Origin of the sequence: Sphingopyxis sp. H053, from assembly GCF_001468225.1 — a bacterium.
Lineage (GTDB): Bacteria > Pseudomonadota > Alphaproteobacteria > Sphingomonadales > Sphingomonadaceae > Sphingopyxis.
Genome location: NZ_LNRU01000002.1, coordinates 133,582 through 158,253, shown reverse-complemented (window position 1 = coordinate 158,253; position 24,672 = coordinate 133,582). Strand labels below are relative to the sequence as shown.

The window sequence follows — 24,672 nt, the reverse complement described above, 5'->3', positions numbered from 1 at the left end:
ACAAAAAATATTTGGTCCGGAATGACCGAGCAGCGGTCCGCAAAAAAATAAGCTTTTGAAATTCAAAGAAAAAATTCCCGATTCGACCAAATCTCAAATTCGAAGACATTCGGCTACATTCGAGCCTCGGCGCTTTCACGATCGGCACCTTAGCCTCAGGCCTTTCGCGGACAAATGCCGTAAGTCGATTTGAACGCGCACCTTTGTCGAATCATCGGTCCCGTGACGTTTCCACGAAGCTTTCGATGCCGAAGATTGACCGTCCCGGGCCAATGGCGAATCTGCCAAGCACAAGGTGCAGCTTCTGCTCCTCGGTTCGGTATGGCGCAAAATGTGCGCCCAGTTCCATCACGCCGCCTGACCTGTTCGCGAACTCCGGCCATTGTGGCAAACCCGGGCCGTTGGGGTCGCCGCGCTTCACGAAAGTTGCCCATAGTTGCGACATGGTAGCAGCAACCGAGCGGTCGTATTCCGTGAAGGGGCGGTCGGGCGAGGTTCTCAACGAATTGAAAGTGTAGGGCATTTCGGCCGAGTGGAACGCGCCGAACATCTCCTGTCCCGGGCCCGGTTCGGGATGGGTGTAATAATAGGCAAAGGCGGGGGCGTGGTGCATGCGCGCCCAGTCGACAAGCGATGCAAGGCCGTACAGGCGGGTCAGTTGCCGGCGCGCGGCGAGCGCCGTCATCTCGCTATCGAGCGGGATGTCCGCCAGTAGTGCATCGGCGCCGGCGTCGCCCGCGATCCGGGCGGCGAGCGCACGCACATCCGCAGGCGCCGCGCGGAAATAACCGGGGCTCAACACGCCTTCGTCGGCGTTCAGCCCGACCATCACCGGCACGGCGCGCCGCCGGCCCTCCGCTTCCATCGCGGCAACCTGTCCGGGCAGGATCGATCCGTCGACGACCGGGCCGAGCAGCGGCATGCCGCCGACATCTCCAGCGCCGGCGAGCGGGCCGGTTTCGAGCAGCGCCATCACCCGATCCGCCGGCAGGTGCCGCAGCGCTGCGATACCGGGGAGCCTCGCGCGGGCGAGCAGGTCGGCGCCGCGGCGGTCGGCTTCGATGCGATCAGGGAGCGGGGTTTCGACAATGCCGCTTTGTGCGATCGCGCGCGCGAACAGGCCGTCCGCTTTCGGCGAGAGGAGCAGCATATGGACGGCTATGGCACCTGCCGACTGACCGGCGATCGTCACCTGTCCGGGATCGCCCCCAAAGCCGGCGATATTGCGCTGCGTCCAGCGCAGCGCCGCCAATATGTCCTGCAACCCGAAATTGGCGCCGCCGCCGGGATCGCCCGCGAGGTCGCGAAAGGCGGCAAAGCCGAAGACGCCCAGGCGATAGTTGATCGACACGACAATGATGCCCTGCCGCGCCAGCGCCGCGCCGTCATAGATCGGAACCGCATTCGACCCCGACATGAAGGCGCCGCCGTGAATCCATATCATCACCGGCAGCGGCCGGCCGTCATGCTCCGCCGGCGCCCAGATGTTGAGGGTGAGGCAATCCTCCGAAACCGGGGCCGGCGCGACATATTCGCGGGTCCACGGACCGAAGCCGCCGGGGGTGATTGTCTGGACGCAGCCGGGGCCATGCGCCTTCGCATCGCGCCGCCCGGACCACGGCGGCGGCGCTTCGGGGGCGGCCCAGCGCCGTTCGCCGACGGGCGGCGCGGCATAGGGGACGCCGAGGAAGCGAACGACGCCGTTGTCGACGGTTCCGCCGATCTCGCCGCTTTCAACCTTCGCCACCACCTCTTGCGCCGCCACGGGCGGCGCGAACAAGAGAGCGCCGGTCAGGGCGGCGAGACGCGACAGAAAGCGCATCGGAATCGGGCGCACCGGTCAGGGCGCTCTGGCGGCCACGACGCGCTCGACGAAGTCGAGCCGCGAGCGGATCGGGTCGGGACCTTCGCGGGCGCCGGCCGCGTCGAAGGTCATGATGGTGTCGGCAGCCACGCCGCCGGGCGACCAGTGCCCGCCGTCCGTTGCCGAGGGCACGCCGGTCTTTGCGAAATTGACCCAATAATCCTGTACCAGCCGCGCCGCCGCGCGATCGGCGGGCGATGTCGCGGCGCCGTGCCGGGCGTCGACGGTGCCGAAGAAAAAGGGCAATTCGCTGGCATGAAAGGCGCCCGGCATCTTGGCGCGCAGATATTCGGGCACATAGCCGAAGCGGTAGGTGAAGACGGGCTGCCCGCGCCCCGCGATGATCCGGGCGACGTGCCGCGCGGGTTCGAGGAACATCGTGTCGGCCGAAACCGCGATGCCGATGCGCATCGCGTCCTTGCGCGCTTCGGGGTCATAGACCGGCTCGGCCTCTGCCCGCACCGCTGCCAGCGGGGCATAGGCCTGATCGACACCCCCGCCGAAGAAGAAGCCGTCGGCATCGTTCGCGCCGATGACCATCGGAATCTTTGCGCCGTCGCCGGCGGCATAGGCCGCATCGATCGACCGGCGCACGATCTGTCCGTCGGCATAGAGCGGGGTGAAATCCTTCGCGCCGAACAGGCTCATCAGGTTGAGCCCGCTCATCACGCTGTCGGCCGGCAGGGCGCGAAGCGCTGCGAGTGCGCCGGCCTCATCGCCCTCTATCCCCTTTGCCCGCGCAAAGCCGGCGCCGATCGCTTCGGCCTCGGTCGCGGTGCGCAGCGGGCCCATCAGATCGCGCCCGCCGCCCGACATGGAGATCGCCTTGTGAAACAGTCCCTTCGCAAGCGGGGTCGTCGTCAGCGCGTGTACCGACATGCCGCCGGCCGATTCACCGAAAATGGTGACGTTGCCGGGATCGCCGCCGAAGGCCGCGATATTTTCCTGCACCCATTTCAGCGCCGCGATCTGGTCGAGGATCGCATAATTGCCCGTCGGCGCGCCAGCGGCTTCGCGCTTGAGGGCCGGGTGGGCGAAAAAGCCGAAACGGCCGAGCCGGTAGTTGAAGCTGACGAAAACCACATCCGATTCGGCAAAAGACCGGCCCGTATAGACCGGCGGCGAGCTGCCGCCGTTGACGAAACCGCCGCCATAGATCCAGACCATCACCGGGCGTTTCTTGCGCGACCGTTCGGCCGGGGTCCAGACGTTGAGATAGAGGCAGTCCTCGGACGGCTTCACCCCCAGCGGCGCGGCATCGGCCTTGAAGGGAATCTGCATGCAATCGGGGCCGTACTGGTCGGCGACGCGAACCTGGGTCCAGCGATCGGCGGGCTGCGGCGCGCGCCAGCGCAGATCGCCGACGGGGGGCAGGGCATAGGGAATCCCCCGATAGGCGATGCTCTGGCCTTCGGCGACGCCCTGCACGGCACCGCTACGCGTGTCGACGACCGGCTGCGGCGCGGTGTCGGCCGCCATCGCGGGAGAAACGAGCGCCAGCGCGAGCGCGACGGTGGGGAATATCCGCATTGTCTGTCCTTTCACATTATCGCCGCGATGCTGCCGGAAGGGGACAGCCTGTCCCCGTTCCGCCGAGTGCGAGGCATTCTCCATCGACCGGACCGTCCGGCGCGACCCGTATGGCGGCGGCAAGTGTTGGCGCCACATCGGCCACCTGTACCGGCAGGGCGCGTTCCTGATGCGCCACACCGGGCCACCAGAAGAGGATGGGGACGCGCCGGTTGAAGTCGCTGGGGCCCGAATGGCCCATCATGAACAGGCCGGGGAGCGGCGGCGCGGCGATCTTCAGCGGGTCGGTCGCGAGCAATATGTCGCCGCTACGCCCGGGATAGAAGGACAGCGCCATGCGGTCGGCGACCGGCAGCAGGTCGGGGGACAGGCGCGGGTCGGGTTTCCGCCCCTGCAATTGCGCCGCCGTCCAGGCACCAGCGATGCCCGGCCGGGTGAGCGCGCGCGCCGCGGTCGCTTCGGCGATGCGGTTCTTGAGCGCGGTATCGGCGAGCGACTGCCCGCCGGCGTCGACGACGACAAGCTGCGTCGGGTCGAAGAACGCCGGACGCAGCGGGTTCCAGTCGACGCCTGTCGCGGCGCGCGCCGCGGCGTTGAGATCGGCGAGCAGCGCGGCGGCATCGATCCGCCCGGCATCGCGATAGCCGCGCTCCGCCAGCCGTTCGGGGATGTCGCCGCCGCCATGGTCGGCGGTGAGCGCGACGAGTACGGGAATCTTCAGTTCCGCGATCCGTTTGAGGAGGCGACCGACCGCCTCGTCGACCCGGGCCATCTGGTCGCACATCTCGGGTCCCTGCGTGCCATAGGCATGGCCGACCATATCGGTCGCCGACAGGCCGACCGCGAGCAGGTCGGTTCCGGGCGATTGGCCAAGCTTTTGTCCGTCGAGCAGGTCGATCGCCGCGTCGATTGTGATCTGGTCATAAAACCAGGGCGGCAGCGCCGCGCCGCTCGCGGGCGGCTGGCCCGGGATCGCGGCCGGCGGATCGGGCGGCAGGTGCGCGTGGAAACTCTTGCCGCCGGGGAGGGGAATCACCGCCTCGCGTACGCGGCAGCTTTCGCGCCGGTAGGTCCAGGCGGGTGCGGCCTTCAGCCGCCGCGCAAACCCGGCATTGAGCTTTGCAAGCGGCGCGAGGCGGCGCTGCGCGTCCTCAGCATCGGTGCCCCAGGTGTCGAATCCCTGCTTGCCATCGAACCAGAACGCCCCGTCGGGATGGCGGCCGCCCATCATGATCGCCGACCGATCCTTGCCCGCGACCGAAAAGACGCGATTGGCGGGCGAGGCGGCCTTGAGCCAGTCGCCGAGCGTCGACACCTCGAGCATCGCCGGTCCGGTGCCGAGTTTGCGGCTGGCGCGTGCCGCGACATGGACGCCGTCGTCGGTGCAATAGCGATCGGCTCCGGCGCGCTGGTCGTACCATTGGTTCGCGATAATCCCCGTCGCAGCAGGATGCCGGCCGCTCGCAATCACCGCATGGCCCGCGCAGGTTTCGGTCACGCCCTGCGCATGAAAACCGTTCGAATAGACGATGCCCTGCGCCAGCCTGGCGAGCCCGTCATGAAATTCGCTCCGGCTCGCGTTGAACAGATCGGCCGAGAACTGGTCGATCGAAATCAGGACGACCAGCTTTGGTTTGCCGGGCGTTTCCTCGGCGGCGGCGGGTGTCGCCGAAAATGCGGCCATGGCGATGGCGCTGACCGCAGCCGCGATCCATTTCTTGGTCATCCGAACCCTCCCGGGCGTGACGCCGGGCCGTCCCAATCGACGGCCCGGCGCCTCCCCTCTTTTTAGAAACGACCTTCCAGCGACACGCCCAGCGTCCGGAACGAGTTGAGCCCGAACATGTGGTAATAGTCGCCGCGCGACTGCGAGTTGGAGTTGATGAAGGTCGGCTGGCGCTTGTCGAAGCAGTTGCGGCAGAAGAGCGTCAGCTTGAACTTGTCGTCGATCTGTTTGAGTCCGATGCTGGCGTCGAACAGCGAATAGCCGGGCAATTTCGTGTTCGGATCCTCGGTCGAGCTGAAGTTCGAACCGGTGCGAGCGTAGAGCGCACCCTGCAGAAATACCGCGAGGCTTTCGCTGACCGGCGTTTCATAGCGGCCCGTCAGGCTGACCGTCCATTTGGGCACGTTCGGCAAGCGGTTGCCCGACGAATCGATCGTCCCGTTGGCGCGGCAGTTCGGCTGGAAGGGATAGCAGCGGTCACCCTGGAAGTCCGAGAAGAAGGCGTCGACATAGCTGACCCCCAGATTGAAGACGAGGCCTTCGGCGGGCAGCGCCGACGCCTCGATCTCGAACCCGCGCGACTTGAGTTCGCCCGCGTTCAGCAGGACATAGCCGTTGCTCGCCGTGTCGAACGCCTGCGCCTGGAAGTTCTTGAAGGTCGAGGTGTAGCCCGAGATGTTGAAGATCAGGTGGCGATCGAGCAGCGTGGACTTGATTCCGGCTTCATAGGAGGTCGGGATTTCGGGCATGATCAGCGGCGCGCGCGGATCGATCGTCAGGTTGAAACCCGGTCCCTTGTAGCCGCGCGCCACCGAGGCATAGGCCATGACGTCGTCGGTCACGTCATATTGCGCGCCGACGCGCCACGAGAAATTTTCCTCGCTGATCCGCTGGTTGCGCGACCCCACCGCGCCGAACGGGACGACGAACCCGGCCGCATCGCTGACCGAGCGAAGCTTGAGCTTGTCATAGGTATAGCGACCGCCGAAGGTGAACCGGAAGCGGTCGCTGATATTGAGCGTGCCCTGACCGAAGCCTGCGTAGCTTTTCGACGTCATCGAGCCGGTCGAGTGAATGCCGAGCCATGCATTGAAGCCGGCCGGCGGCGATGCTGTCGCGCCGTTGGCGCCCGCCGCGGTGATGTCGGAATCGCTCTTGGAATCGTAATAATAGAGACCGAACTGATATTCGAAAAACTGGCCGACCGGCGACGCCAGCCGCAGCTCTTCGGTGAACTGGCTGATCGTCGAAAGCTGGTGGTTCGTATCGAGCAGGTTGATGCGGTGCTTGTCCGAATCGAAGAGGTTGTCGGCGTCGAACTTTCGCCAGGCAGTGATGCTGGTCAGCGTGTGACCGCTTTCGAACTCATAATCTATATTGGCCTGAAGCCCGCCGACATCGAAATTGGCCCGCGTCGGCGCGCCATAGCTCGAGAAGAAATTGTCGGGGTTGGCGACGATGCCGAGTGCGGCGTTTTCGGCGGCGAAGCGGCTCGTGGGCCGGACGATCCGGTCGGCGCTGCCGCCCGATCCGACGCCCGAGGAATGGGCATAGTCGCCGGCGATATAGATGCTGAGCTCGGCGGTCGGTTCCCACAACAATTTGGCGCGCAGGCTGGTCTGGTTCTGGCCATATTGGCTGCCCGGAACGTCGACCAGATTCGTGATGACGGGATCGGTATGCGTCTGCGACGCGCTGACGCGCAGCGCGGCCTTATCGCCCAGCGGAACGTTGACGATGCCTTGCAGACGATAGAGCAATCCGTCGCCGGGCACCTTCATCTGTGCGATCTCGCCCATCACCTGCCCGTCGAAACGGCCGATTTCCGGGCGGCGCGTCGTGATGTTGACGAGGCCGGCAGAGGCGTTCTTGCCGAACAACATGCCCTGCGGCCCGTTGAGCACTTCGATCTGCGCGAGGTCGAGATAGTTCATGAAGCCGAGCGACGGGTTGCCCATGACCACGCCGTCGATCACCGAGGTCACGCTCGCTTCGATCGAGTTCGAGAAGCTCAATGTGCCGACGCCGCGGATCGAGAAATTGGATGCGCCGAGCGCCGCGTTGAAGCTTTTGACCTGCAGGCTGGGCGCGACGAGCTGGAGCTGCGACGGGTCGAAAATCTGGCGCGAAGCAAGTGCATCCGCGCTGACGACGGTTGCCGAGATCGGCACGTCCTGGAGGTTTTCGGCGCGTTTCTGCGCAGTAACGATGATTTCGCCGAAGCCGCCGGTCTGTTCGTCGGTCGCCGCGCTATCCTGCGCGAAGGCCGGCGTCGTGGCCGCGAGCACAGCGCCGAGCGCGGTGGCGGAAGTCCAAATCCTCTTCATGTCGTCCCCCTGTTCTGTGATGGTCTATTTGCGGTAGTTCCAGGTCCTTCCGGCGAGCGTGACGCCCGTTTCCTCGATCAGGTCTTCGGCCGACGCGCCGAGCGCGAAGCGATAGGTGCCGGGCGCGATCGCCCAGCCCTTGGGGCCCCAGTCGGCGAGCAGGCGCGGGTCGATGGGCACGTCGACCCGGCGCGTCTCGCCGGGTTTCAGGTCGACGCGCGCAAAGGCGACCAGCCGGCGCGTTTTTCCGCGCGGCGTTTCGACCAGATAGACTTGTCCGACATCGGCGCCGTCGCGCGCACCGCTATTGCGCAGCGTGAAGGCAGCCGTGGGGCTCGCCCCGTCCGTTACGGCAAGGCCCGAGCGTTCGAAGCGGGTGTAGCTGAGCCCGAAACCGAACGGATAGAGCGGCTTCGCCTGCTGGCGCGCGAACCAGCGGTAACCGACGTCGGCGCCTTCGATATTATAGTCGATGTCGAGCGTCTGGCCCGGCTTGCCATGTCCGGCGAAGCTGGGCTCGACGGTCTCGGCGCCGGGAAGGGCGGGGCGCGGAAGCTGCGCGATCGAAGCGGGAAAGGTTACGGGCAGGCGGCCCGACGGATTGACGTCGCCGAACAGCACCCTGGCGATCGCCTCGCCGCCGCGCGCGCCGGGATACCAAGCCGCGAGGATCGCGCCGACATCGTCCTTCCACGGCATCGCGACGGGGCCGCCGGTTTCGAGGACGACGACCGTCTTCGGATTGGCCTTCGCCACCGCTGCGATCACCGCATCCTGCCCCTGCGGCAGCGAGAGGTCGGGGACGTCGAGCCCTTCGGTCATCCACTGCGTACCGAAGACGATGACGAGGTCGGCGTTCTTCGCCGCGATCGCCGCTTCGGCCGGGTAGCGACCATCGCGAAAGACGACCTCCGCCTGCGGCGCGCGGGCGCGAATGGCGTCGAGCGGCGAAGAGCGGTGATAATTTTGCGCCATCAGCGCGGTGAACGGCCCGTCCTTCACGGTCGGAAGCGACACCGCCGGGCCGCCCTGACCCTGCACCTGCGACGATCCCGCCCCCGAAAGCACGCCCGCGTCGGCATAGCCGCCGACTACCAGTATGCGCTTTGCCGAGACGGCGAGTGGCAGGATATTGCCGCGGTTCTGAAGCAGGACCATGCCCTTTTCGGCGATCTCCTGCGCGACCGCGGCCCCGGCGGCGACATCGATCGGCGCCTTGCGCGGCGGGTTGCGATCGACCCCGACGGCGTAGATGGAGCGCAGCACGCGCCGGCTCATGTCGGCGATGCGACGCTGGTAGCGCTTGTCGCGATTGGCTGCGTCGAGCAGCGGCTGGCCAAAGAACACCGCCGCGTCGAGCTGCGAGCCCGATTGCTGGTCGAGGCCATGGAGCGCGAAATCGGTCGCCCGGACCGATCCCCAGTCGGACATCACCCAGCCCTTGTAGCCCCAGTCGCCTTTGAGGATGCCGTTCAGCATGCGATCGTTGCCGCACGCCTGCGCGCCATTGACCTTGTTATAGGCGCACATGACCGATCCGGGCTGGCCCTTTTCGATCGCGATCTCGAACGCGAGGAGATCGCTCATGCGCAGCGCGCCTTCGTCGATCATGCCATTGTGGAACTGCCGCCCGATCTCGGTCGGATTGAGTATGAAATGCTTGATCGTCGAAATCACGCCCCGCGACTGGATGCCTGCAACCGCCGCCCCGCCGAGCAGTCCCGAATGCAGCGGGTCTTCGCCCAGATATTCGAAGGCGCGGCCGCCGCGCGGATCGCGGATCAGGTTGATGCCGCCCGCGAGCAGGACATTGAAACCCTTGGCATGAGCTTCGCCGCCGATCAGCGCGCCGCCCTTTCGCATGAGGTCCGGGCTCCATGTCGATCCCATCGCCATTCCCGACGGAAGCGCGGTCGCGCCGTCGCCGCGCAGGCCGCCGACATAGGAAACGCCAAGGCTGGCATCGGTTTCGGTGAGCGCAGGAACGTCAAGGCGAGGAATGCCGGGAATATAGCCGGCGCCGAACGGAACGCCTTCGGGGATTTTTACGTCGCCAAGGGGCATAGCCATGATGCCGTTCAGCAGGGTCACCCGCTCGGCATTGGTCATCGCGGCTTCGGTGGTGGCGGCGCGGCGATCGGCGTCGTCGGCCGCATCCTGCGCATGGACTCCCGGTGCGATAGCCGATGTCGAACAGGCGGCCAGCAACGCCGCGCGGCAAAGCCACGACCCCATCAAACTCTCCCATTTCTTCTGTTTTCGAATCGCTAGCTATCTAATTATGTCAGCGCTGACAATGAAAAATGTCAGCGCTGACATAAAGGGTGGACTGGATACGTATTCCGCGTCTAACAAGGCGCGATGAATCCTATTGGTCCCGCCGTGAAAAGGCCTGCCACCCTGGACGATGTCGCCGCGATCGCCGGCGTATCGGCAAAGACCGTGTCGCGCGTCGTCAACCGCGACGTCAATGTCAGCGCCGCGACGCGCGAACGCATCGAGGCGGCAATCCGCGAAACCGGCTATCGCGTGAATCAGGCGGCGCGGTCGCTGGCGGCGTCACGCTCCTTCCTGATCGGCGCGTTCATGCCGCACCTTTCGTCCTTCTATTTCGCTGAGATATTCCGGGGGGCGGCGAAGGCCTGCCGGCAATATGGCTATCACCTCGTCCTCGAGGAGTTCGACCATGGCGCGGACAGCGTCGTCGACCGCTACGAGCAGGGGCTGCGCGGCGCCCATTGCGACGCATTGATCCTGACGCCGCCGGTCTGCGACGATGAAAAGCTGCTCGACGCCCTCGATCGCGACGGCCTGCCCTATGTGCGCATCGCCCCCGGCAAGCAGCTTGGCCGCTCGGTCGCGGTCGGCGCCGACGAGCGTCGAGCGGTGGAGCAGTTGGTGAGGCATTTGTGGGACGCCGGACGCCGCCGTTTCGCGATCATTGCCGGCCCCGCCGATCATGCAGCCGCGATGGTCCGCGAGCGGGCCTTCTGCGACGCGCTGGGCGCCTTGGGCGGCGATCCCGCGGGTGTCGCGCTGACTCGCATCGAACTGAATGAATCGATTGCGGAAGCCGGGCGCATTGCAACGCTAGATCTTCTGCGCGGCTCGAACCCGCTGCCCGACGCGATCTTCGCCTTCAACGACGAGGTTGCGATCGGCGCCATGGCAGCCATTCGCGAGCTTGGCCGCTCGGTCCCCGAAGACATAGCGGTCGCGGGGTTCGACGACAGCTATATTGCCCAGCTCGTCTGGCCGCCGCTTACGACCATTCATCAGCCGATAGCGGACCTGGCCTTTCAGGCGGTGCGTCTCGTCGCGGATCCCGAGGGTTTCAGCACGGGAAATATTCTGTTGCCGACGAGGCTTGTTGTGCGAGGCACCACTTAGGGTCCGGAAGAGGGAGGTATCGGCTCGGCAGTCAGGCGTGCGCCCTTCTCGCCCGACACGCTCCCGATTACGTGCCAGCCGGCTTCTTTTCGCCGCAAGTCAGATAGTTGAAGCCGGTCTTCGCTGATTTCACCGGATCGGCCGGAAAGTCGAACTCATAGACATAATAGGCGATCTGCGGTCCCGCGGCCTCGATAACACGGCGCCAGTCGGTCGTGCCGGCCCCCAGGTCGGTGACGGCGCCGTTGGGCGCGAGATCTTTCATGTGCAGGAGCGCGATGCGGCTGCGATATTTTTCGAGGAAGGCGAGCAGGTCGTCGAGGCGATCGGGCTTGAACGCCAGACGTGCCCAGAAGATGTCGACCTCGAACTGGACGAAGCGCGGGTCGGTATTCGCGGCGACGATCTCCCACGCGCTCGTCATCACCGGCTTGCCGTCGCCATGATCATAGGGGAAGCGGCTGTCGAACTCGCCGGTATGATTGTGGACATAGAGGGTGAGCCCCTCGGCGCTGGCGGCTTCGCCGAGCGCGTTGAGGTTGCGCGCGGTTTCGAGGACATGGTCGAGCGTGTCGAGCCCGGGCTGGCCGAACCCGCCCGAACCGATGAAGCGTTGCCCGCGCGCCTTTGCGGCGGCGAGAGTCGCGGGCCATTTGGCGTTGTCGAGCGATGCGTGGCTCGCCACCGCCTGCAGGCCGTTGTCCTTGAGCAATTTTGCATAGGCGGCCGGGTCGCTGCCGCCGATCAGGTCCATCCCCTCGATATTGCGATAGCCGATCGCCGAAATCTGCTCGAGCACCGACTCGAGCCGTGCCGGGTCGGGCTTCGCGCCGGCGAGCTTGGCGAAGGATGGCTTGAGCCGCTCGAACTTCTCGCCGACGGGCATCGTGTCCCATTCGGCGGGGATAGGGATGTTCGCGACCGTGCTGGCGAAGACATAGGTCTGGATCGCGACCTTCTCGACCGGCAGGCCAAGGCACCGGGCGGCGGCGGGCGCCTTCTTGTGCGCGCTATGGTCGTGGGCAGAGGCCCCCCCGGCGGCGAGGGCCGACGAAATCATCAGGAGCGGTGCGATGTGGCGACCCTTCATAATCCTGTCCCTTTCATTCTCGTTGTCGGTTTGGCCGGTGTCAGCGCAGGCCTTGCATATAGTCGATGATCGCGGCGCGCTTGGCCGGGTCCGAAACGCCGGGGTAGCTCATGCGATTGCCCGGAACGACCGCCTTGGGGTTCGCGATAAAGGCGTCGAGCGTCTTGCGGTCCCAGCGCAGCTTCGCCTTGGCGAGCGCGGGGGAATAGCGAAAGCCTTTCGCCTGCGCGGCGGGCTTGCCGAAGATGCCGGCGAGGCTGGGCCCGAGCCGGGTCACGCCGGCCTTGTCCGAATGGCAGGCGGCGCAGGCCTGAAACGCGACGCGCGCTTTCGGGTTGGGGGCGTCGGCGCCGGTTGCGCCGGGTGCCGCGAACAGCAGGGCGCCGGTCGCAATCGCCGATGCGATGGCGAACCGCCGCACGGGCATAGCCTTCTTGTTCATCCTCGATCCCTCTTTTTCCCCGGTCGTGCCATATGTAAATGATTACATATAGCGTCGCAGTAGGGGCTTTCATTTGTATATTTATGCCGATTTACCCTCTTGCATAGGTATTTGCAATCGATTACTCAATCATCATAACATAAGCAAGGGAGAGGTCAATGCCATCCGCCCAGACTGCCGGCGACGCCCTTACCGGTCGCCGCGATTTGCTCAAGCTTGCCGCCTTGCTCGGTGTCGGGTTGGTGACCCCCGCCGCGCGCGCCACCATGGCGGCGCCGGAGCCATGGTCTCCGGACCGGCGGGCGCTGATTGCCGACATTGCCGAAACGATCATTCCCGCGACCGATACCGGCGGGGCGAAGGCAGCGGGTGTGCCGGCCTTCATTGAAATGATGGTGGCCGACTGGTTCAACCCGGCCGAGCGGACGCACTTCATGGACGGGATGGCCGCCTTTGGCGACGGCGCACGCGCAGCGCATGGGAAGCCGTTCGCCGAACTCGCGCAGGCCGCGAAGGACGATTATTATGGCAAGCAGCTCGCTGCCGCCGGCGCGGCGATGGCGGCGCCCGGCGCCGGCGTGCGGCCGCGCACGCCCTTTGCGGTGCTGATGAAGCGGCTCACCGTCTATGGCTATTATACGAGCGAGCTCGGCGCATCGGTCGAACTGCGGCTCGACATGGTCCCGAACGAATATCGGCCCGACGCGCCGTTCAAGCCGGGTGACCGCGCCGATTCCTTCATCCTCTATTCGCTGTCGCCTTTCAGCGCCTACTAAGCGGGAGCATCACCATGTCGAATCAGGATTTCGATGCGATCGTCGTCGGCTCGGGCATCTCGGGCGGCTGGGCCGCGAAGGAGTTGACCGAAAAGGGATTGAAGGTTCTGCTCATCGAGCGTGGGCGGTCGATCACGCCCGAAGATTATGTCGGCGAGCACAAGGCGGCGTGGGAGTTCCCCTTCCGCGACCTCGGCGACCGGCATCGCTACGAGCGCGACTATCCGATCCAGCGCACCTGCTACGCCTTTGGCGAGTCGACCGACCATTTCTTCGTGAGCGACAGCGCACATCCCTATGGGCAGGATGCCGAGCATCCGTTCAGCTGGATCCGCGGCTATCATCTCGGCGGCCGCTCGCTCACCTGGGGGCGCGTCACGCCGCGGCTGGGGCCGATCAACTTCACCGAAAATGCCGAGGACGGCCACGGCGTCGACTGGCCGATCCGCTATGAGGACATCCGCCCCTGGTACGACCATGTCGAACGCTTCATCGGCGTCTCGGGGCAGTCGGACTATGACGCGCCGACGGCCCCGGTCGGCCGTTTCCAGCCGGGGATGCCGCTCAATCGCTGCGAGGCGCATGTCGCCGAGGGGATCGCGAAAACCTATCCCGACCGGCGGTTGATGATCGCGCCGTCGGCGATCCTGACACAGGATCTGGGCGACCGCGCGGCGTGCCATTATTGCGGGCCGTGCCAGCGCGGCTGTTCGACCGGATCCTATTTCAGCTCGATCAGCTCGACGCTCCCCGCCGCCGAAGCGACGGGCAATCTGACGATCGTCACCGACGCGATCGTCGAGGGGCTCGATCACGATCCCGCTACGCGCAAGGTGTCGGGGGTGCGGGTCATCGACTCCGCCAAGGGAACGCGCACGACCTATCGCGGGCGGATCGTCTTCCTGAACGCGTCGACGCTCGGCTCCACGCAGATCCTGCTCAACTCGACGAGCGAGCAATATCCGGACGGTATCGGCAACAGAAGCGGGGTGCTCGGTCATTATCTGATGGACCATCTGATGACCGGCGGCGCCTTTGGCATCGTGCCCGGGATGCTCGACAGCCAGCCGATCGGCAATCGTCCCGCGGGCCTTTACATGCCGCGTTTCCGCAATGTCGGAAAGAAGGATGCGCCCTTCCTGCGCGGCTATGGCCTGCAGGGCGCCGCCGCGCGCTCCAACTGGACGCGCGGCGCGATGACGCCGGGTTTCGGCGCGCCGCTGAAACAATCGCTGCGCGAGCCGGGGCCGTGGTTCATCTATATCGCCGGCTTCGGCGAGTGCCTGCCCAATTACGACAACCGGCTGAGCCTTGATGCGCAGAAGAAGGACAAATGGGGCATTCCTATCCTCAACACGCGGTTCGAATGGGGCGCGAACGAAAAGCTGATGGCCGAGGATATATCGAAAGAGGCGGTGGCGATGCTGACCGCGGCGGGCGCCGTGGGCGTGAGCGCGATCCGGACGGCGCTACCGCCCGGTGGCCTCGCGATCCACGAAATGGGCACGGCGCGCATGGGGCGCGATCCGACGACATCCTATCTGAACGGCTTCAACCAGTCGCACGAGGTGTCCAACCTGTTCGTCACCGACGGCGCGTGCATGACGTCGACCGCGGCGCAGAATCCGTCGCTGACCTATATGGCGTTGACGGCACGCGCCGCCAATCATGCGGTCGAACGGCTCAAGGCCGGCCAGCTCTGAAGGGGCTGGCCGCTGCCTCAGCGCGCGGGCGGCGGCGCCGTGCTTTCGCGCACCACCAGTTCGTGGGGGAGGGTGATCGACGCGAGACCCTCCGCCTTCTTGGAGAGGATCGCGAGCAGCATCTCGACCGCCTTGCGCCCGATCGTTTCCTTGGGCTGACTGATCGTGGTGAGCGCGGGATGGAAGGCGCGGGCGTAGCGTATGTCGTCGAAACCGACGACCGAAACGTCGCGTGGGCAATCGAGGCCGCGTTCGCGAAGCGCCGCGATCGCGCCGATCGCCATTTCGTCGCTAAAGCAGAAGATCGCGGTCGGCGGCGCCGCCTCGGCCATCAGTTCGTGCGTCAGCGCCTCGCCCGAATCGACCGAGAAATCGCCCGTCCGCACCAGTACCTCGTCCCACAGGCGCTGCCCCGCCGCGGCGCCCTGAACGCCGCTCAACCGGTCGCGGCTGATCGGGCTCAGCAGCGGGCCGGTGATGACGCCGATCCGCTGGTGCCCGAGGTCATAGAGATGCTGCATCGCCTCCGCCGCCGCGACGGCATTGGCGATATGGACGCTCGAGACGTTGAGGCCGGGTTCGAACTCGCAGCCGTTGACGATCGGCGCCTTCTCGCCCTGCTTGGCCACCAGCGCGACCATCGTCGGCGCGAGCCGGTGGCCGAGGAAGATCATGCCGTCGGCCTCGCGGCGCGTCAGCATCGCGGCATAATATTCCTCGCGCTCGCTGTCGTGATGCGTGTCGCCGATCAGCAGCGAGTAACGCGCGGCGAGCGCGGCCTCCTCGGCGCCGCGGATCACGGCGGAGAAAAAGGGGTTGGAGATGTCGGGAACGGTCAGGATGATCCGCTGCGACCGGGTGGTGCGCAGGCTCTGCGCGGCATAGTTGGGCGTATAGCCGAGCGCCTTCGCCGCCTGCAGCACCTGGCTGCGCCGCGGTTCGCTGACCGCATCGGGGTTGCTTAGTGCGCGCGACACTGTGGCGGTCGAAACACCTGCCGCGCGTGCCACATCTGCAATTGTCGTCATTTGGAAACGTTCTCTCATCGTGAAAAGCGTTGGGAAGCTTAGTATTATTGGCCTTGCGATTCAACGCCACTGTGCATAATGTAATCCATTACATAGATAAATTGGGGAGGGGTTGGTGATCGGACCTTTTGATACGCGGCGGCGGCTTTTCGGCATATCTTTCGCCGCCATCACGGCGACATCCTTCTGCTTCGTGCTGCGTGCGATGGTCGTCGACGAATGGGGTGTGGCCTTTGGCCTGTCGGAAACCCAGAAGGGCGAATTGCTGGGTGTCGGCCTGTGGCCCTTCGCGATTACCATCGTGCTGCTCAGTCTCGTGATCGACCGGATCGGATTTCGCCGCGCCTTCGGTTTCGCGGCCGTCTGCCACATCGTCGGGCTCGGCATATTGGTGACCGCGGGCGGCTATTGGTCGCTCTATGCCGGCACCTTCATCATGGCGCTGGGGAACGGCGCGGTCGAGGCCGCCGCCAATCCGCTCGTCGCGACGCTCTACAGCGAGGACAAGCCGCGCTGGCTCAACCGGCTCCACGCCGCCTGGCCGCTGGGGCTGATGCTGGGCGGGGTGATCGCCATCGCCTTTGGCGCGCATGTCGACTGGCGCGCGAAGACCGCGATCATGGCGGTCCCCGTCCTTATCTATGCGATCGCGCTCTGGGGGCAGCGTTTCCCCGTCAGCGAGCGCGTCGCGGCGGGCGTTTCCTATCGCGAGATGCTGAAGGAAGCGGGCTTCGTCAGCGCCTTCGTGATCCTGTCGCTGATGTGCGTCGAGATCGGGCGGGTCGCCGACCTGCCCGGGACGCTCGTCGTCTTCGCCGTCGCGGCGCTGACCGCGCTCTATGCCCTCTACGCCCGCTCGGCGGGGCATCCGCTCTATATTGTCCTCGTGCTCGTGATGATCCCGCTCGCGATCACCGAGCTCAGCACCGACAGCTGGATCGTCTCGCTGATGGAGCCCGAACTGGCACGCTGGGGGATCGAGGCGGGCTGGGTGCTCGTCTACACCGCCGCGATCGTTTTCGTGATCCGCCTGTTCGCGGGATCGATCGTGCGCGTCGCCACCCCGCTCGGAACGCTGGCAATCGCGTCGGCGCTCGCCGCGATCGGCCTGTTCTGGATGGCGGGATCGAGCGGCGCTGCGCTGCTCGCGGCGGCCACGCTCTATGGCATCGGCAAGAGCTTCTTCTGGGGCACCAGCCTTGCCGTCGCGTCGGAGCGTTTTCCCAAGGGCGGCGCGGTGACGGTGAACGTCATGGCGGGCGCGGGGATGCTCGCGGCCGGAATCGTCGGGGCGAGCCTGCTCGGCACGATCCAGGACCGTTCGACCGCGGCGGGGCTCGCCGCCTATGACCGGGCGCACGAAACGCGGCTCGCCGACACCCATTTGTCGGCGCCGAAGCAGGGTGTGTTCGGCTCGTACCGCGCGCTCGACGCGGCATCGGTCGCACGAGCACCCGAAACCGAACGGCAGGCGATCGAGACGGTGGTCGTTGAGGGCAAGAAGGGGGCGCTGCGCGAAGTCGCGCTGCTGCCGATAATGATGCTCGCAATCTATCTCGCGCTGATCCTCTTCTTCCGGTCGCGCGGGGGCTATGCTCCCGTCACTCTGGCGGCGGCGCGGAGCGAGGCATGACCTTGCCCGCGCAGCCCCTCGCCATGGGGATGGTCGGGGGCGGCCCCGGCTCGTTTATCGGGCCGGTGCACCGCATGGCGGCCGAACTCGACGGCGCGATACGCCTGCGCGCGGGGGTGTTCAGCCGCGATCATGCGCGTTCGCTGACGGCGGCGGCGGGATATGGCATCGATTCCGATCGCGCCTATCCCGACGTCGCGGCCATGCTTGCCGCGGAGGCGCAGCGCCCCGACGGCATCGCCTTCGTTGCCATCACGACCCCCAATGACACGCATCTTCCGATCGCCGCCGCCGCGCTCGCGGCGGGCGTGCATGTGATGAGCGACAAGCCCGCGACCGCGACACTGGGCGAGGCGCTGGCGTTGCAGCGCCATGTCGCCGCGTCAAACGCGCTCTATGCTATGACCTACACCTACACCGGCTATCCGCTGGTTCGCGAGGCGCGCGAGCGCGCCGCGCGTGGCGACCTTGGGCGCATTCGCCGGGTCCATGTCGAATATCCGCAAGGCTGGCTGGCCGATCCGGTCGAGCATGGCGACAACAAACAGGCGGGCTGGCGCACCGATCCCGCCCGCACGGGCGTCGGCGGCTGCATTTCGGACATCGGTGTCCATGCCCTCAACCTTGCCGAATATGTATCGGGCGAGCGGATCGACCATCTGCTCGCCGATCTCGTCGCGGTTGTGCCGGGCCGCCGGATCGACGACGATGCGACGCTGCTGCTTCGCTTTGCCGGCGGCGCGCGGGGCTTTGTCGCGGCGACGCAGATCGCTGCGGGCGCGCGCAACGACCTGCGCCTCAGCATCTGGGGTGATCGCGGCGGGTTGCAATGGTCGCACGCCGACAGCCAGAATCTCTATCTGCGCTGGCCCGACCGTCCCGACGAGATCGTCAGCGCCGGCGGGCCCTGGCTGGGTCCGCTTGCCACTGGCGCGACGCGGTTGCCGGCGGGTCATCCCGAAGGCTTCATCGAGGCGTTCGCGAACATCTACCGCGATTTCGCCGGCGCGATCCGCACCGCGACGCCGATCGCGCAAACGCCGCTTTGCGGGATCGAAGACGGTGTGCGCGGGCTGCGCTTCGTCGACGCCGCGCTCCGGTCTTCGGCACAAGGCGGCACATGGCAACCGGTCGAAGAAACCGGGCCGCATAACTGACCCTCCCCTCCGAAAGGATTTCCATGCGAACGATAAAAGGCCCCGCGATCTTTCTGGCACAGTTCGAGAGCGACGAGGCACCCTTTGACTGCCTCGCCGGAATGGCGGGCTGGGCGGCGGGGTTCGGCTACAAGGGGCTCCAGCTTCCTACCGGCGGACGGCTGGTGAACCTCGCGCTTGCAGCGGAGAGCCGCGACTATTGCGACGAGCTGGCCGGCACGCTCGCCGAACATGGCCTCGCGATCACTGAGCTGTCGACACACCTGCAAGGGCAGCTGATCGCGGTCGATCCGGCGCAGGACCGGCTGTTCGATGCCTTCGCGCCCGCGCATCTGCACGGCAAGCCCGAGGCGCGCCGGCAATGGGCGACCGAACAGCTGCTGCTCGCCGCGAAGGCGAGCCGCAATCTCGGGCTCGATACGCATGTCACCTTCTCGGGCGCGCTCGCGTGGGCGAATTTCTATCCCTGGCCGCAGCGTCCGGCGGGGATGATTGACGAGGCCTTCGCCGAACTCGCGCGCCGCTGGCGTCCGATCCTCGACGCCTTCGACGATGTCGGGGTCGATGTCGCCTATGAGATCCATCCGGGCGAGGATCTCCACGACGGCGCGACTTTCGAACGCTTCCTTGCCGCCGTCGACGATCACCCGCGTGCGAACATCCTCTATGACCCGAGCCACTTCCTGCTCCAGCAGCTCGACTATCTCGCCTTCATCGATCTCTATCACGAACGCATCAAGGCGTTCCATGTGAAGGACGCCGAGTTCCGGCCGAGCGGCCGGTCGGGGGTCTATGGCGGGTATCAGGACTGGATCGACCGCCCCGGACGCTTCCGCTCGCTGGGCGATGGTCAGATCGATTTCCGCACGATCTTCTCCAAGCTCGCGCAATATGATTTCCCGGGCTGGGCAGTGCTCGAATGGGAATGCTGCCTGAAGCATCCCGAGGACGGCGCGCGCGAGGGCGCCGGGTTCATCGCCGACCGCATCATCCGCGTGACCGATCGGGCGTTCGACGACTTTGCCGGAGGCGCTGACAGGGGCTGAGCCGCCGCTGGGGATGCTTCATACGTGAGGTCTAAATGATAACGTTATCAAGCATGAAAATGTTACGATTCGAGATAGATTTGTAATCGATTACTTGACTCTGCCAAAGACATCGGTTTTACCCTTAGAAAACGTGAACTGTAATCGAGTTCATAGATAAAACAGGAGGGAGAGAGCCAATGGCACATCGTCTGCGAATTCATCTTTGCGTCACCGTCGCACTCATCGCGTCACCCGCGCTCGCGCAAGGGCGGGGAGCGCCGCAGGACGGCGACATCGTCGTGACGGCGACGCGCACCGAAACACTGGCCTCGAAAACGCCGATCGCTTTGACGGCGATCGGCGCGGAAGGGCTGCGCGATGCGGGCATTTCCAACCCGACGCAGCTCGCCGACGTGGTTCCCAACCTGTCGATCGACCGCGCCAACGGGCTTCAGATCACGATCCGCGGCGTGACCAGCACCGACGGTACGGAGAAGGGCGACCCCTCGGCCGCCTTCCTGCTCGACGGCGTCTATATCGCGCGGCCGCAGGCGCAGGAGGTCAGCTTCTTCGACATCGAGCGGGTCGAGGTGCTGCGCGGGCCGCAGGGAACGCTGTTCGGGCGCAACACGACCGCGGGGGCGGTGCAGGTGATTTCGGCGCGTCCTCTCGATCATTTTGCGGCGTCGTTCGACGCCGCCTATGGCAATTTCGACGCCATCCAGGCGACGGCGATGGTCAATGTGCCGGTCACCAGCGGTTTCGCGCTGCGCGGAGCGGTCAATTACGACCGCCGCGACAGTTTCGTGATCCAGTCGCCGACGTCGCCCTTCAAGCTCGACCCCGCCAAGAACAATTTGTCGGCCCGCCTGTCGGCGCTGCTCGAGCTCGGCCCCGACGTCAGCCTTCTCGTCAAGGGCGACTATAGCCGGATCAAGGGGCGTCCGGCGCACAGCGTCCGCCTGACCAATTTCTTCACGCGGCCTTTCACGCCGGGTGGGCAGCCGCAATATATCGACCTCGGATCGACGCGTCAGCGGATGCGTCTGCACAATGACGGCACGCCGTCGTTTACCGACAATGATACGTGGGGCGTTTCGGCCGAGCTCAACTGGGCGTTCGGACCGGTGACGATGACCTATCTTGGCAGCTACCGCGAGCTGGAGCGTCACGAAGGCGGGCCGCAGGATTTCGGTTTGCCCACCGCCTTTGTCGGCGTGTTCGATGGCGAATATTGGCAGAATTCGCAGGAACTGCGCTTCGCCTTCGACAATGACGGCCCGCTCACCGGCCAGGTCGGCGGCTATTATTTCAAGGAAAAGTCAGGGATCGGGGCCTTCATCCTCAACCCGCCCTTCGTTCCCGGCGCGCTCGCCTATGGCTTTCCGCAGGATCCGACGATCGCCGAGTCCAAGGCGGTGTTCGGGCAGCTCAGCTATGAACTGGTTCCCGGGCTCAAGCTGACCGGTGGCGTCCGCTATTCGCACGACCTCAAGTCGCGCGTCGGGCAGACCGTGATTATCTTCCCGGCGCCGGTGGGGCAGATCCCGACGCAGCAGAACAATGCGCGCCGCACCTTCAGCAAGGTGACCTGGCGTGCCGGCGTCGACTATGATTTCGGCGATACATTGCTCTATGCGACCGTCTCGACCGGCTACAAGGCCGGCGGGTTCAACGATGGCTGCGAAGCGGGCACGGCCACGGGATGCGCGCTGCCGGCCGACATTCTCTATTACGACCCCGAAACGCTCACTGCCTATGAAGGCGGGATCAAAACGCGCTTTGCCGACGGTGCGGTGCGCCTCAACGCCTCGGTGTTTCACTATGACTATAAGGGGCTGCAGCTGAGCTTCCAGTCGAACAGCTGCGGCGGGCCATGCCAGATCACGACCAACGCCGGCGCGGCGAAGGTCGACGGGATCGAGGTCGAGGCCAGCCTGCACCCGCACCCGAACCATCGTTTCGATTTCGGCGTCAACTATCTCGACGCGCGCTACGATCGCTTCATCCCCCGGCCGGGGATCGATTTTGCCGGCCGCGATCTCGATCGCTCGCCGGCGCTCACCGCCTCGGCGGGCTATAATTTCACGCTCGAGCTGGGCAATGGCGGCCGCATCGAGGCGAATGCGCGCATCCGGCTCAGCGATTCCTATGTCCTGACCGACTATGCCGTTCCGGTGCAGTTCCGCCAGCCGAGCTTCCACAAGACCGATCTGGCGTTGACCTATACGGCGGCTGAGGATCGCTATTATGTCCAGCTCTATGCGAAAAATCTGGAGAATGTGATCACGCTGTCGAACCTGTCGGCGCAGAACGGCACCAGCGCGACCTTCGCCGATCCGCGAACCTATGGCGTTCGCGCCGGCTTCAAATTCTAGCGGCCGGAGCGGGCGTCAAACGACAGGGAGAACGGGCCATGAGGATATTCGCCGCCATTGCCTTGCTGGGAGCCGCCCTGCCGGCTGCTGCCCAGCAGGCGCCTGTCGTGCCGGTGACCGGCGGAAATGTCGCAGGCTCGGTCGAAGGGGATGTCGCGACCTTTCGCGGCATTCCTTTCGCGGCTCCGCCGGTCGGCGCACTCCGCTGGCGCGCGCCGCAGCCGGTCATTCCCTGGGCAGGCGTTCGCGATGCGACCGCCTTCGGGCACGACTGCATGCAGCTGCCGTTCCCGAGCGATGCCGCCCCCTCGGCACGCCGCCCTCGGAAGACTGCCTGACCGTCAATGTCTGGGCGCCGGCCGACGCGAAGGGCAGGAAGCTGCCGGTCCTTTTCTGGATCTATGGCGGCGGGTTCGTGAATGGCGGATCTTCGCCAGCGGTTTATGACGGCGCCGCCCTCGCGCGCGCCGGAGTGATCTTCGTCAGCTTCAATTACCGGGTCGGCCGCTTCGGCTTCTTTGCGCATCCGGCGCTGCCGGCGGCCGGCGAAGGCCCGGCCGGCAATTGGGGGCTGATGGATCAACAGGCCGCGCTTCGCTGGACCCGCGACAATATCACAGCGTTCGGCGGCGATCCTGGCCGCGTCACGATCATGGGCGAATCGGCGGGCGGCATGTCGGTCCTGAACCTGCTGGGTTCGCCATCGGTCCGCGACCTGTTTCATGGCGCCATCATCATGTCGGGTGGCGGGCGGACCGCCGGCCTCCAGCGCGATGCGACGCGTGACCTGCCGGGCGCCCCGTCGGCCGAGGCGATCGGCCTGAATTTCGCGAAGAGCATCGGCATCGACGGCACCGACGCGGCGGCGCTCGCGCGGCTCCGCGCCCTGCCGGCGGAAAAAATCGTGTCGGGTCTCAATCTCGCGAGCCTCTTCGCGCCGCCCTCCGGCGCCCCGACCTGGTCGGGACCGTTCACCGACGGGCGGACGAAGACGGCAAGCGTCGAGGCGATGTTCGACCGCGGCCTTCAGGCGAAGGTGCCGGTGATGATCGGCGCAACAAGCGCCGATATCGGTTTCGTGGCCGCAAAGTCGAAAGAGGAGATATTTGCCGGTTTCGGCGCGAATGCCGCGAAGGCGCGGGCGATATATGATCCTGCGGGCGACGGCAGCTTTTTCGACGTGGCGCTCAAGGTCGGCGGCGACAGGTTCATGATCGAGCCGGCGCGCTATGTCGCCGGACGCGCCGCCGAGGCCGCGCAGCCCGCCTATCACTATCGCTTTTCCTATGTCGCCGAGTCGGCGCGCGCGGGGTCGAAGGGCGCGGCGCACGCGAGCGAGATCCCCTATTTTCTCGATACGGTCGCCACCAAATATGGCCCGGCGACCATCGCCGGGGACAGGGCGATCGCCCGGACCATCAGCGCTTATGTCGTCAACTTCGTGAAAACCGGAGATCCGAACGGGCCTGGCCTCGCCGCCTGGCCCCGCTTTCGTGGCGGCGAGGTGATGGACTTCGCCTCCGATGGCGCGGCGCGGTCTGGAAACGACCCGTGGTCGGACAGGCTCGATCTTGTCGGTCCCGATGGACCCGGCTGACAAATGATGAGGCTCTATCCTTGGCCTAACATTCTCCGCTTGCGCGATGCCCGGTCGCCTGAATTTCGAATGAGCTGTTGCCCAGGGCAAGCTCGTCGCCGCAATGGCTGCACGCAACGACCATCTTGAGATCATTGCCGCACGGGGTGTGGGTCAAAAGGACCGGCGGCCCGCGCTCGTCGGAAAACCAGTGGTCGCCCCATTGCAGGAGCGCGAGGATCACGGGGTAGAGGTCGCGGCCCTTTTCGGTGAGACGGTAGTCAAAGCGATCCGCGTGCGCCGAATAGGGCGCGGCGTACAAGATGCCCTGCTTGACGAGGCGGTCCAGGCGGCCGGTCAGGATGTTTGTGGCCATCAGCGTATCGCGCTGAATCTCGTCGAAGCGATTGATGCGGGTGAACATCGCGCGGACGACCAAGGTCGCCCAGCGGTCGCCGAACAATTCGATCATCGTGTCGACCAGGGGCCGGCCGCCCGGTCGGCGACTGCCGACATCGCCGCAAAAGCGGCGGCGTTCATAGGCGGGGGTGACCTGGACCAGGCCCGGCCCCTCGCGCCATGCGACGTCGCGCGGGTCGATTTCGGCGCGGCAGCAATGACAGACCGGGACCGGTTCGGTCGCACTGCCACAGGTGGCATGATAGAGCCGAACCTGTAAATCGCGGCTCGCCGCTTCCCATTTATGCTGCCAACGCAGCATCATCAGTGCGTTGGGAAACTGGTCGCGCCCCTTTGGCGTGAGCATATAATGGTAACCGCGTCCGCCCTTTTTGGGCTGCTTGGCCAGGCAATCTTCCTCGACCAGCTTTTTGAGGCGGCCGTTGACGACCGAGCGGGCAAGCCCCGTGCGCGCGACGAATTCGTCAAAGCCATGCACACCCAGAAACGCCTGTTCCATGATAAGCAGGACGGGAACGTCGCCGACCACCTCCAGCGCGCGCCAGATCGAACAGGCCCTGATCGTGCGGTCGTGTTTCAAGCCAAAGCCATCCCTTGCGTCGCC

At 65.7% G+C, this 24,672-nt stretch carries 18 protein-coding genes; 9 read left to right on the top strand and 9 right to left on the bottom strand.

The window, feature by feature from the left end; translation table 11 throughout:
- Nucleotides 1-211: 211 nt before the first annotated feature.
- From ATE70_RS03960 to ATE70_RS03940, 5 genes are all read right to left on the bottom strand, one after another.
- Nucleotides 212-1,822 carry a carboxylesterase/lipase family protein gene (locus ATE70_RS03960; RefSeq protein ID WP_058799876.1) on the bottom strand — a complete coding sequence of 537 codons (1,611 nt, stop codon included), beginning with the start codon at nucleotides 1,820-1,822 and terminating at the stop codon, nucleotides 212-214.
- An 18-nt stretch (nucleotides 1,823-1,840) separates the two neighbouring features.
- Complete coding sequence (locus ATE70_RS03955; protein ID WP_058536650.1) at nucleotides 1,841-3,394, bottom strand: carboxylesterase/lipase family protein; 1,554 nt, start codon at nucleotides 3,392-3,394, stop codon at nucleotides 1,841-1,843.
- A gap of 16 nt (nucleotides 3,395-3,410) precedes the next feature.
- Complete coding sequence (locus tag ATE70_RS03950) at nucleotides 3,411-5,120, bottom strand: alkaline phosphatase family protein (RefSeq protein WP_058536649.1); 1,710 nt, start codon at nucleotides 5,118-5,120, stop codon at nucleotides 3,411-3,413.
- Between the two features lie 62 nt (nucleotides 5,121-5,182).
- Nucleotides 5,183-7,447, bottom strand: a complete 2,265-nt coding sequence (locus ATE70_RS03945) for a TonB-dependent receptor (protein ID WP_058536648.1) — start codon at nucleotides 7,445-7,447, stop codon at nucleotides 5,183-5,185.
- A 24-nt stretch (nucleotides 7,448-7,471) separates the two neighbouring features.
- Nucleotides 7,472-9,682: a beta-glucosidase family protein gene (locus tag ATE70_RS03940; RefSeq protein ID WP_058536647.1), complete on the bottom strand. Its 2,211-nt coding sequence runs from the start codon at nucleotides 9,680-9,682 to the stop codon at nucleotides 7,472-7,474.
- Between the two features lie 147 nt (nucleotides 9,683-9,829).
- On the opposite strand from ATE70_RS03940, the gene ATE70_RS03935 reads away from it, so the two are divergent.
- Nucleotides 9,830-10,837, top strand: a complete 1,008-nt coding sequence (locus ATE70_RS03935) for a LacI family DNA-binding transcriptional regulator (RefSeq protein WP_197411383.1) — start codon at nucleotides 9,830-9,832, stop codon at nucleotides 10,835-10,837.
- A gap of 67 nt (nucleotides 10,838-10,904) precedes the next feature.
- Here the strand turns inward: ATE70_RS03935 and ATE70_RS03930 are convergent, their stop codons facing one another.
- Both ATE70_RS03930 and ATE70_RS03925 read right to left on the bottom strand, forming a co-directional pair.
- Nucleotides 10,905-11,927: a sugar phosphate isomerase/epimerase family protein gene (locus ATE70_RS03930; protein ID WP_058536645.1), complete on the bottom strand. Its 1,023-nt coding sequence runs from the start codon at nucleotides 11,925-11,927 to the stop codon at nucleotides 10,905-10,907.
- Between the two features lie 40 nt (nucleotides 11,928-11,967).
- On the bottom strand, nucleotides 11,968-12,369 hold the full coding sequence (locus ATE70_RS03925) for a c-type cytochrome (protein WP_058536644.1): 402 nt from the start codon (nucleotides 12,367-12,369) through the stop codon (nucleotides 11,968-11,970).
- A gap of 158 nt (nucleotides 12,370-12,527) precedes the next feature.
- On the opposite strand from ATE70_RS03925, the gene ATE70_RS03920 reads away from it, so the two are divergent.
- Nucleotides 12,528-13,145 carry a gluconate 2-dehydrogenase subunit 3 family protein gene (locus ATE70_RS03920; protein WP_058536643.1) on the top strand — a complete coding sequence of 206 codons (618 nt, stop codon included), beginning with the start codon at nucleotides 12,528-12,530 and terminating at the stop codon, nucleotides 13,143-13,145.
- Nucleotides 13,146-13,159: 14 nt separating this feature from the next.
- Nucleotides 13,160-14,848, top strand: a complete 1,689-nt coding sequence (locus ATE70_RS03915) for a GMC oxidoreductase (protein WP_058536642.1) — start codon at nucleotides 13,160-13,162, stop codon at nucleotides 14,846-14,848.
- A gap of 17 nt (nucleotides 14,849-14,865) precedes the next feature.
- Here ATE70_RS03915 and ATE70_RS03910 read toward each other — a convergent pair whose 3' ends face one another.
- Nucleotides 14,866-15,876 (bottom strand): LacI family DNA-binding transcriptional regulator, encoded by a 1,011-nt coding sequence (locus ATE70_RS03910; protein ID WP_058536641.1) that lies wholly within the window; start codon nucleotides 15,874-15,876, stop codon nucleotides 14,866-14,868.
- Between the two features lie 115 nt (nucleotides 15,877-15,991).
- On the opposite strand from ATE70_RS03910, the gene ATE70_RS03905 reads away from it, so the two are divergent.
- The 6 genes from ATE70_RS03905 (at nucleotide 15,992) to ATE70_RS03885 (ending at nucleotide 23,669) form a co-directional block, all read left to right on the top strand.
- Nucleotides 15,992-17,509, top strand: a complete 1,518-nt coding sequence (locus tag ATE70_RS03905) for an MFS transporter (protein WP_197411382.1) — start codon at nucleotides 15,992-15,994, stop codon at nucleotides 17,507-17,509.
- The gene (locus tag ATE70_RS03900; RefSeq protein WP_058536640.1) at nucleotides 17,506-18,666 is read left to right on the top strand and encodes a Gfo/Idh/MocA family protein; all 1,161 of its coding nucleotides are present in this window, start codon (nucleotides 17,506-17,508) and stop codon (nucleotides 18,664-18,666) included. Before ATE70_RS03905 ends, ATE70_RS03900 begins: the two co-directional genes overlap by 4 nt.
- A 23-nt stretch (nucleotides 18,667-18,689) precedes the next feature.
- On the top strand, nucleotides 18,690-19,712 hold the full coding sequence (locus ATE70_RS03895) for a sugar phosphate isomerase/epimerase family protein (RefSeq protein ID WP_058536639.1): 1,023 nt from the start codon (nucleotides 18,690-18,692) through the stop codon (nucleotides 19,710-19,712).
- 179 nt (nucleotides 19,713-19,891) lie between these two features.
- The gene (locus ATE70_RS03890; RefSeq protein WP_058536638.1) at nucleotides 19,892-22,072 is read left to right on the top strand and encodes a TonB-dependent receptor; all 2,181 of its coding nucleotides are present in this window, start codon (nucleotides 19,892-19,894) and stop codon (nucleotides 22,070-22,072) included.
- A gap of 38 nt (nucleotides 22,073-22,110) precedes the next feature.
- Complete coding sequence (locus tag ATE70_RS25735; RefSeq protein WP_331458528.1) at nucleotides 22,111-22,410, top strand: carboxylesterase family protein; 300 nt, start codon at nucleotides 22,111-22,113, stop codon at nucleotides 22,408-22,410.
- On the top strand, nucleotides 22,305-23,669 hold the full coding sequence (locus tag ATE70_RS03885) for a carboxylesterase/lipase family protein (protein WP_331458702.1): 1,365 nt from the start codon (nucleotides 22,305-22,307) through the stop codon (nucleotides 23,667-23,669). Before ATE70_RS25735 ends, ATE70_RS03885 begins: the two co-directional genes overlap by 106 nt.
- Before the next feature lie 25 nt (nucleotides 23,670-23,694).
- Here the strand turns inward: ATE70_RS03885 and ATE70_RS03880 are convergent, their stop codons facing one another.
- Entirely contained in the window at nucleotides 23,695-24,648 is a 954-nt protein-coding gene (locus tag ATE70_RS03880; protein WP_058536637.1) for a winged helix-turn-helix transcriptional regulator, read from the bottom strand.
- Nucleotides 24,649-24,672: the final 24 nt, after the last annotated feature.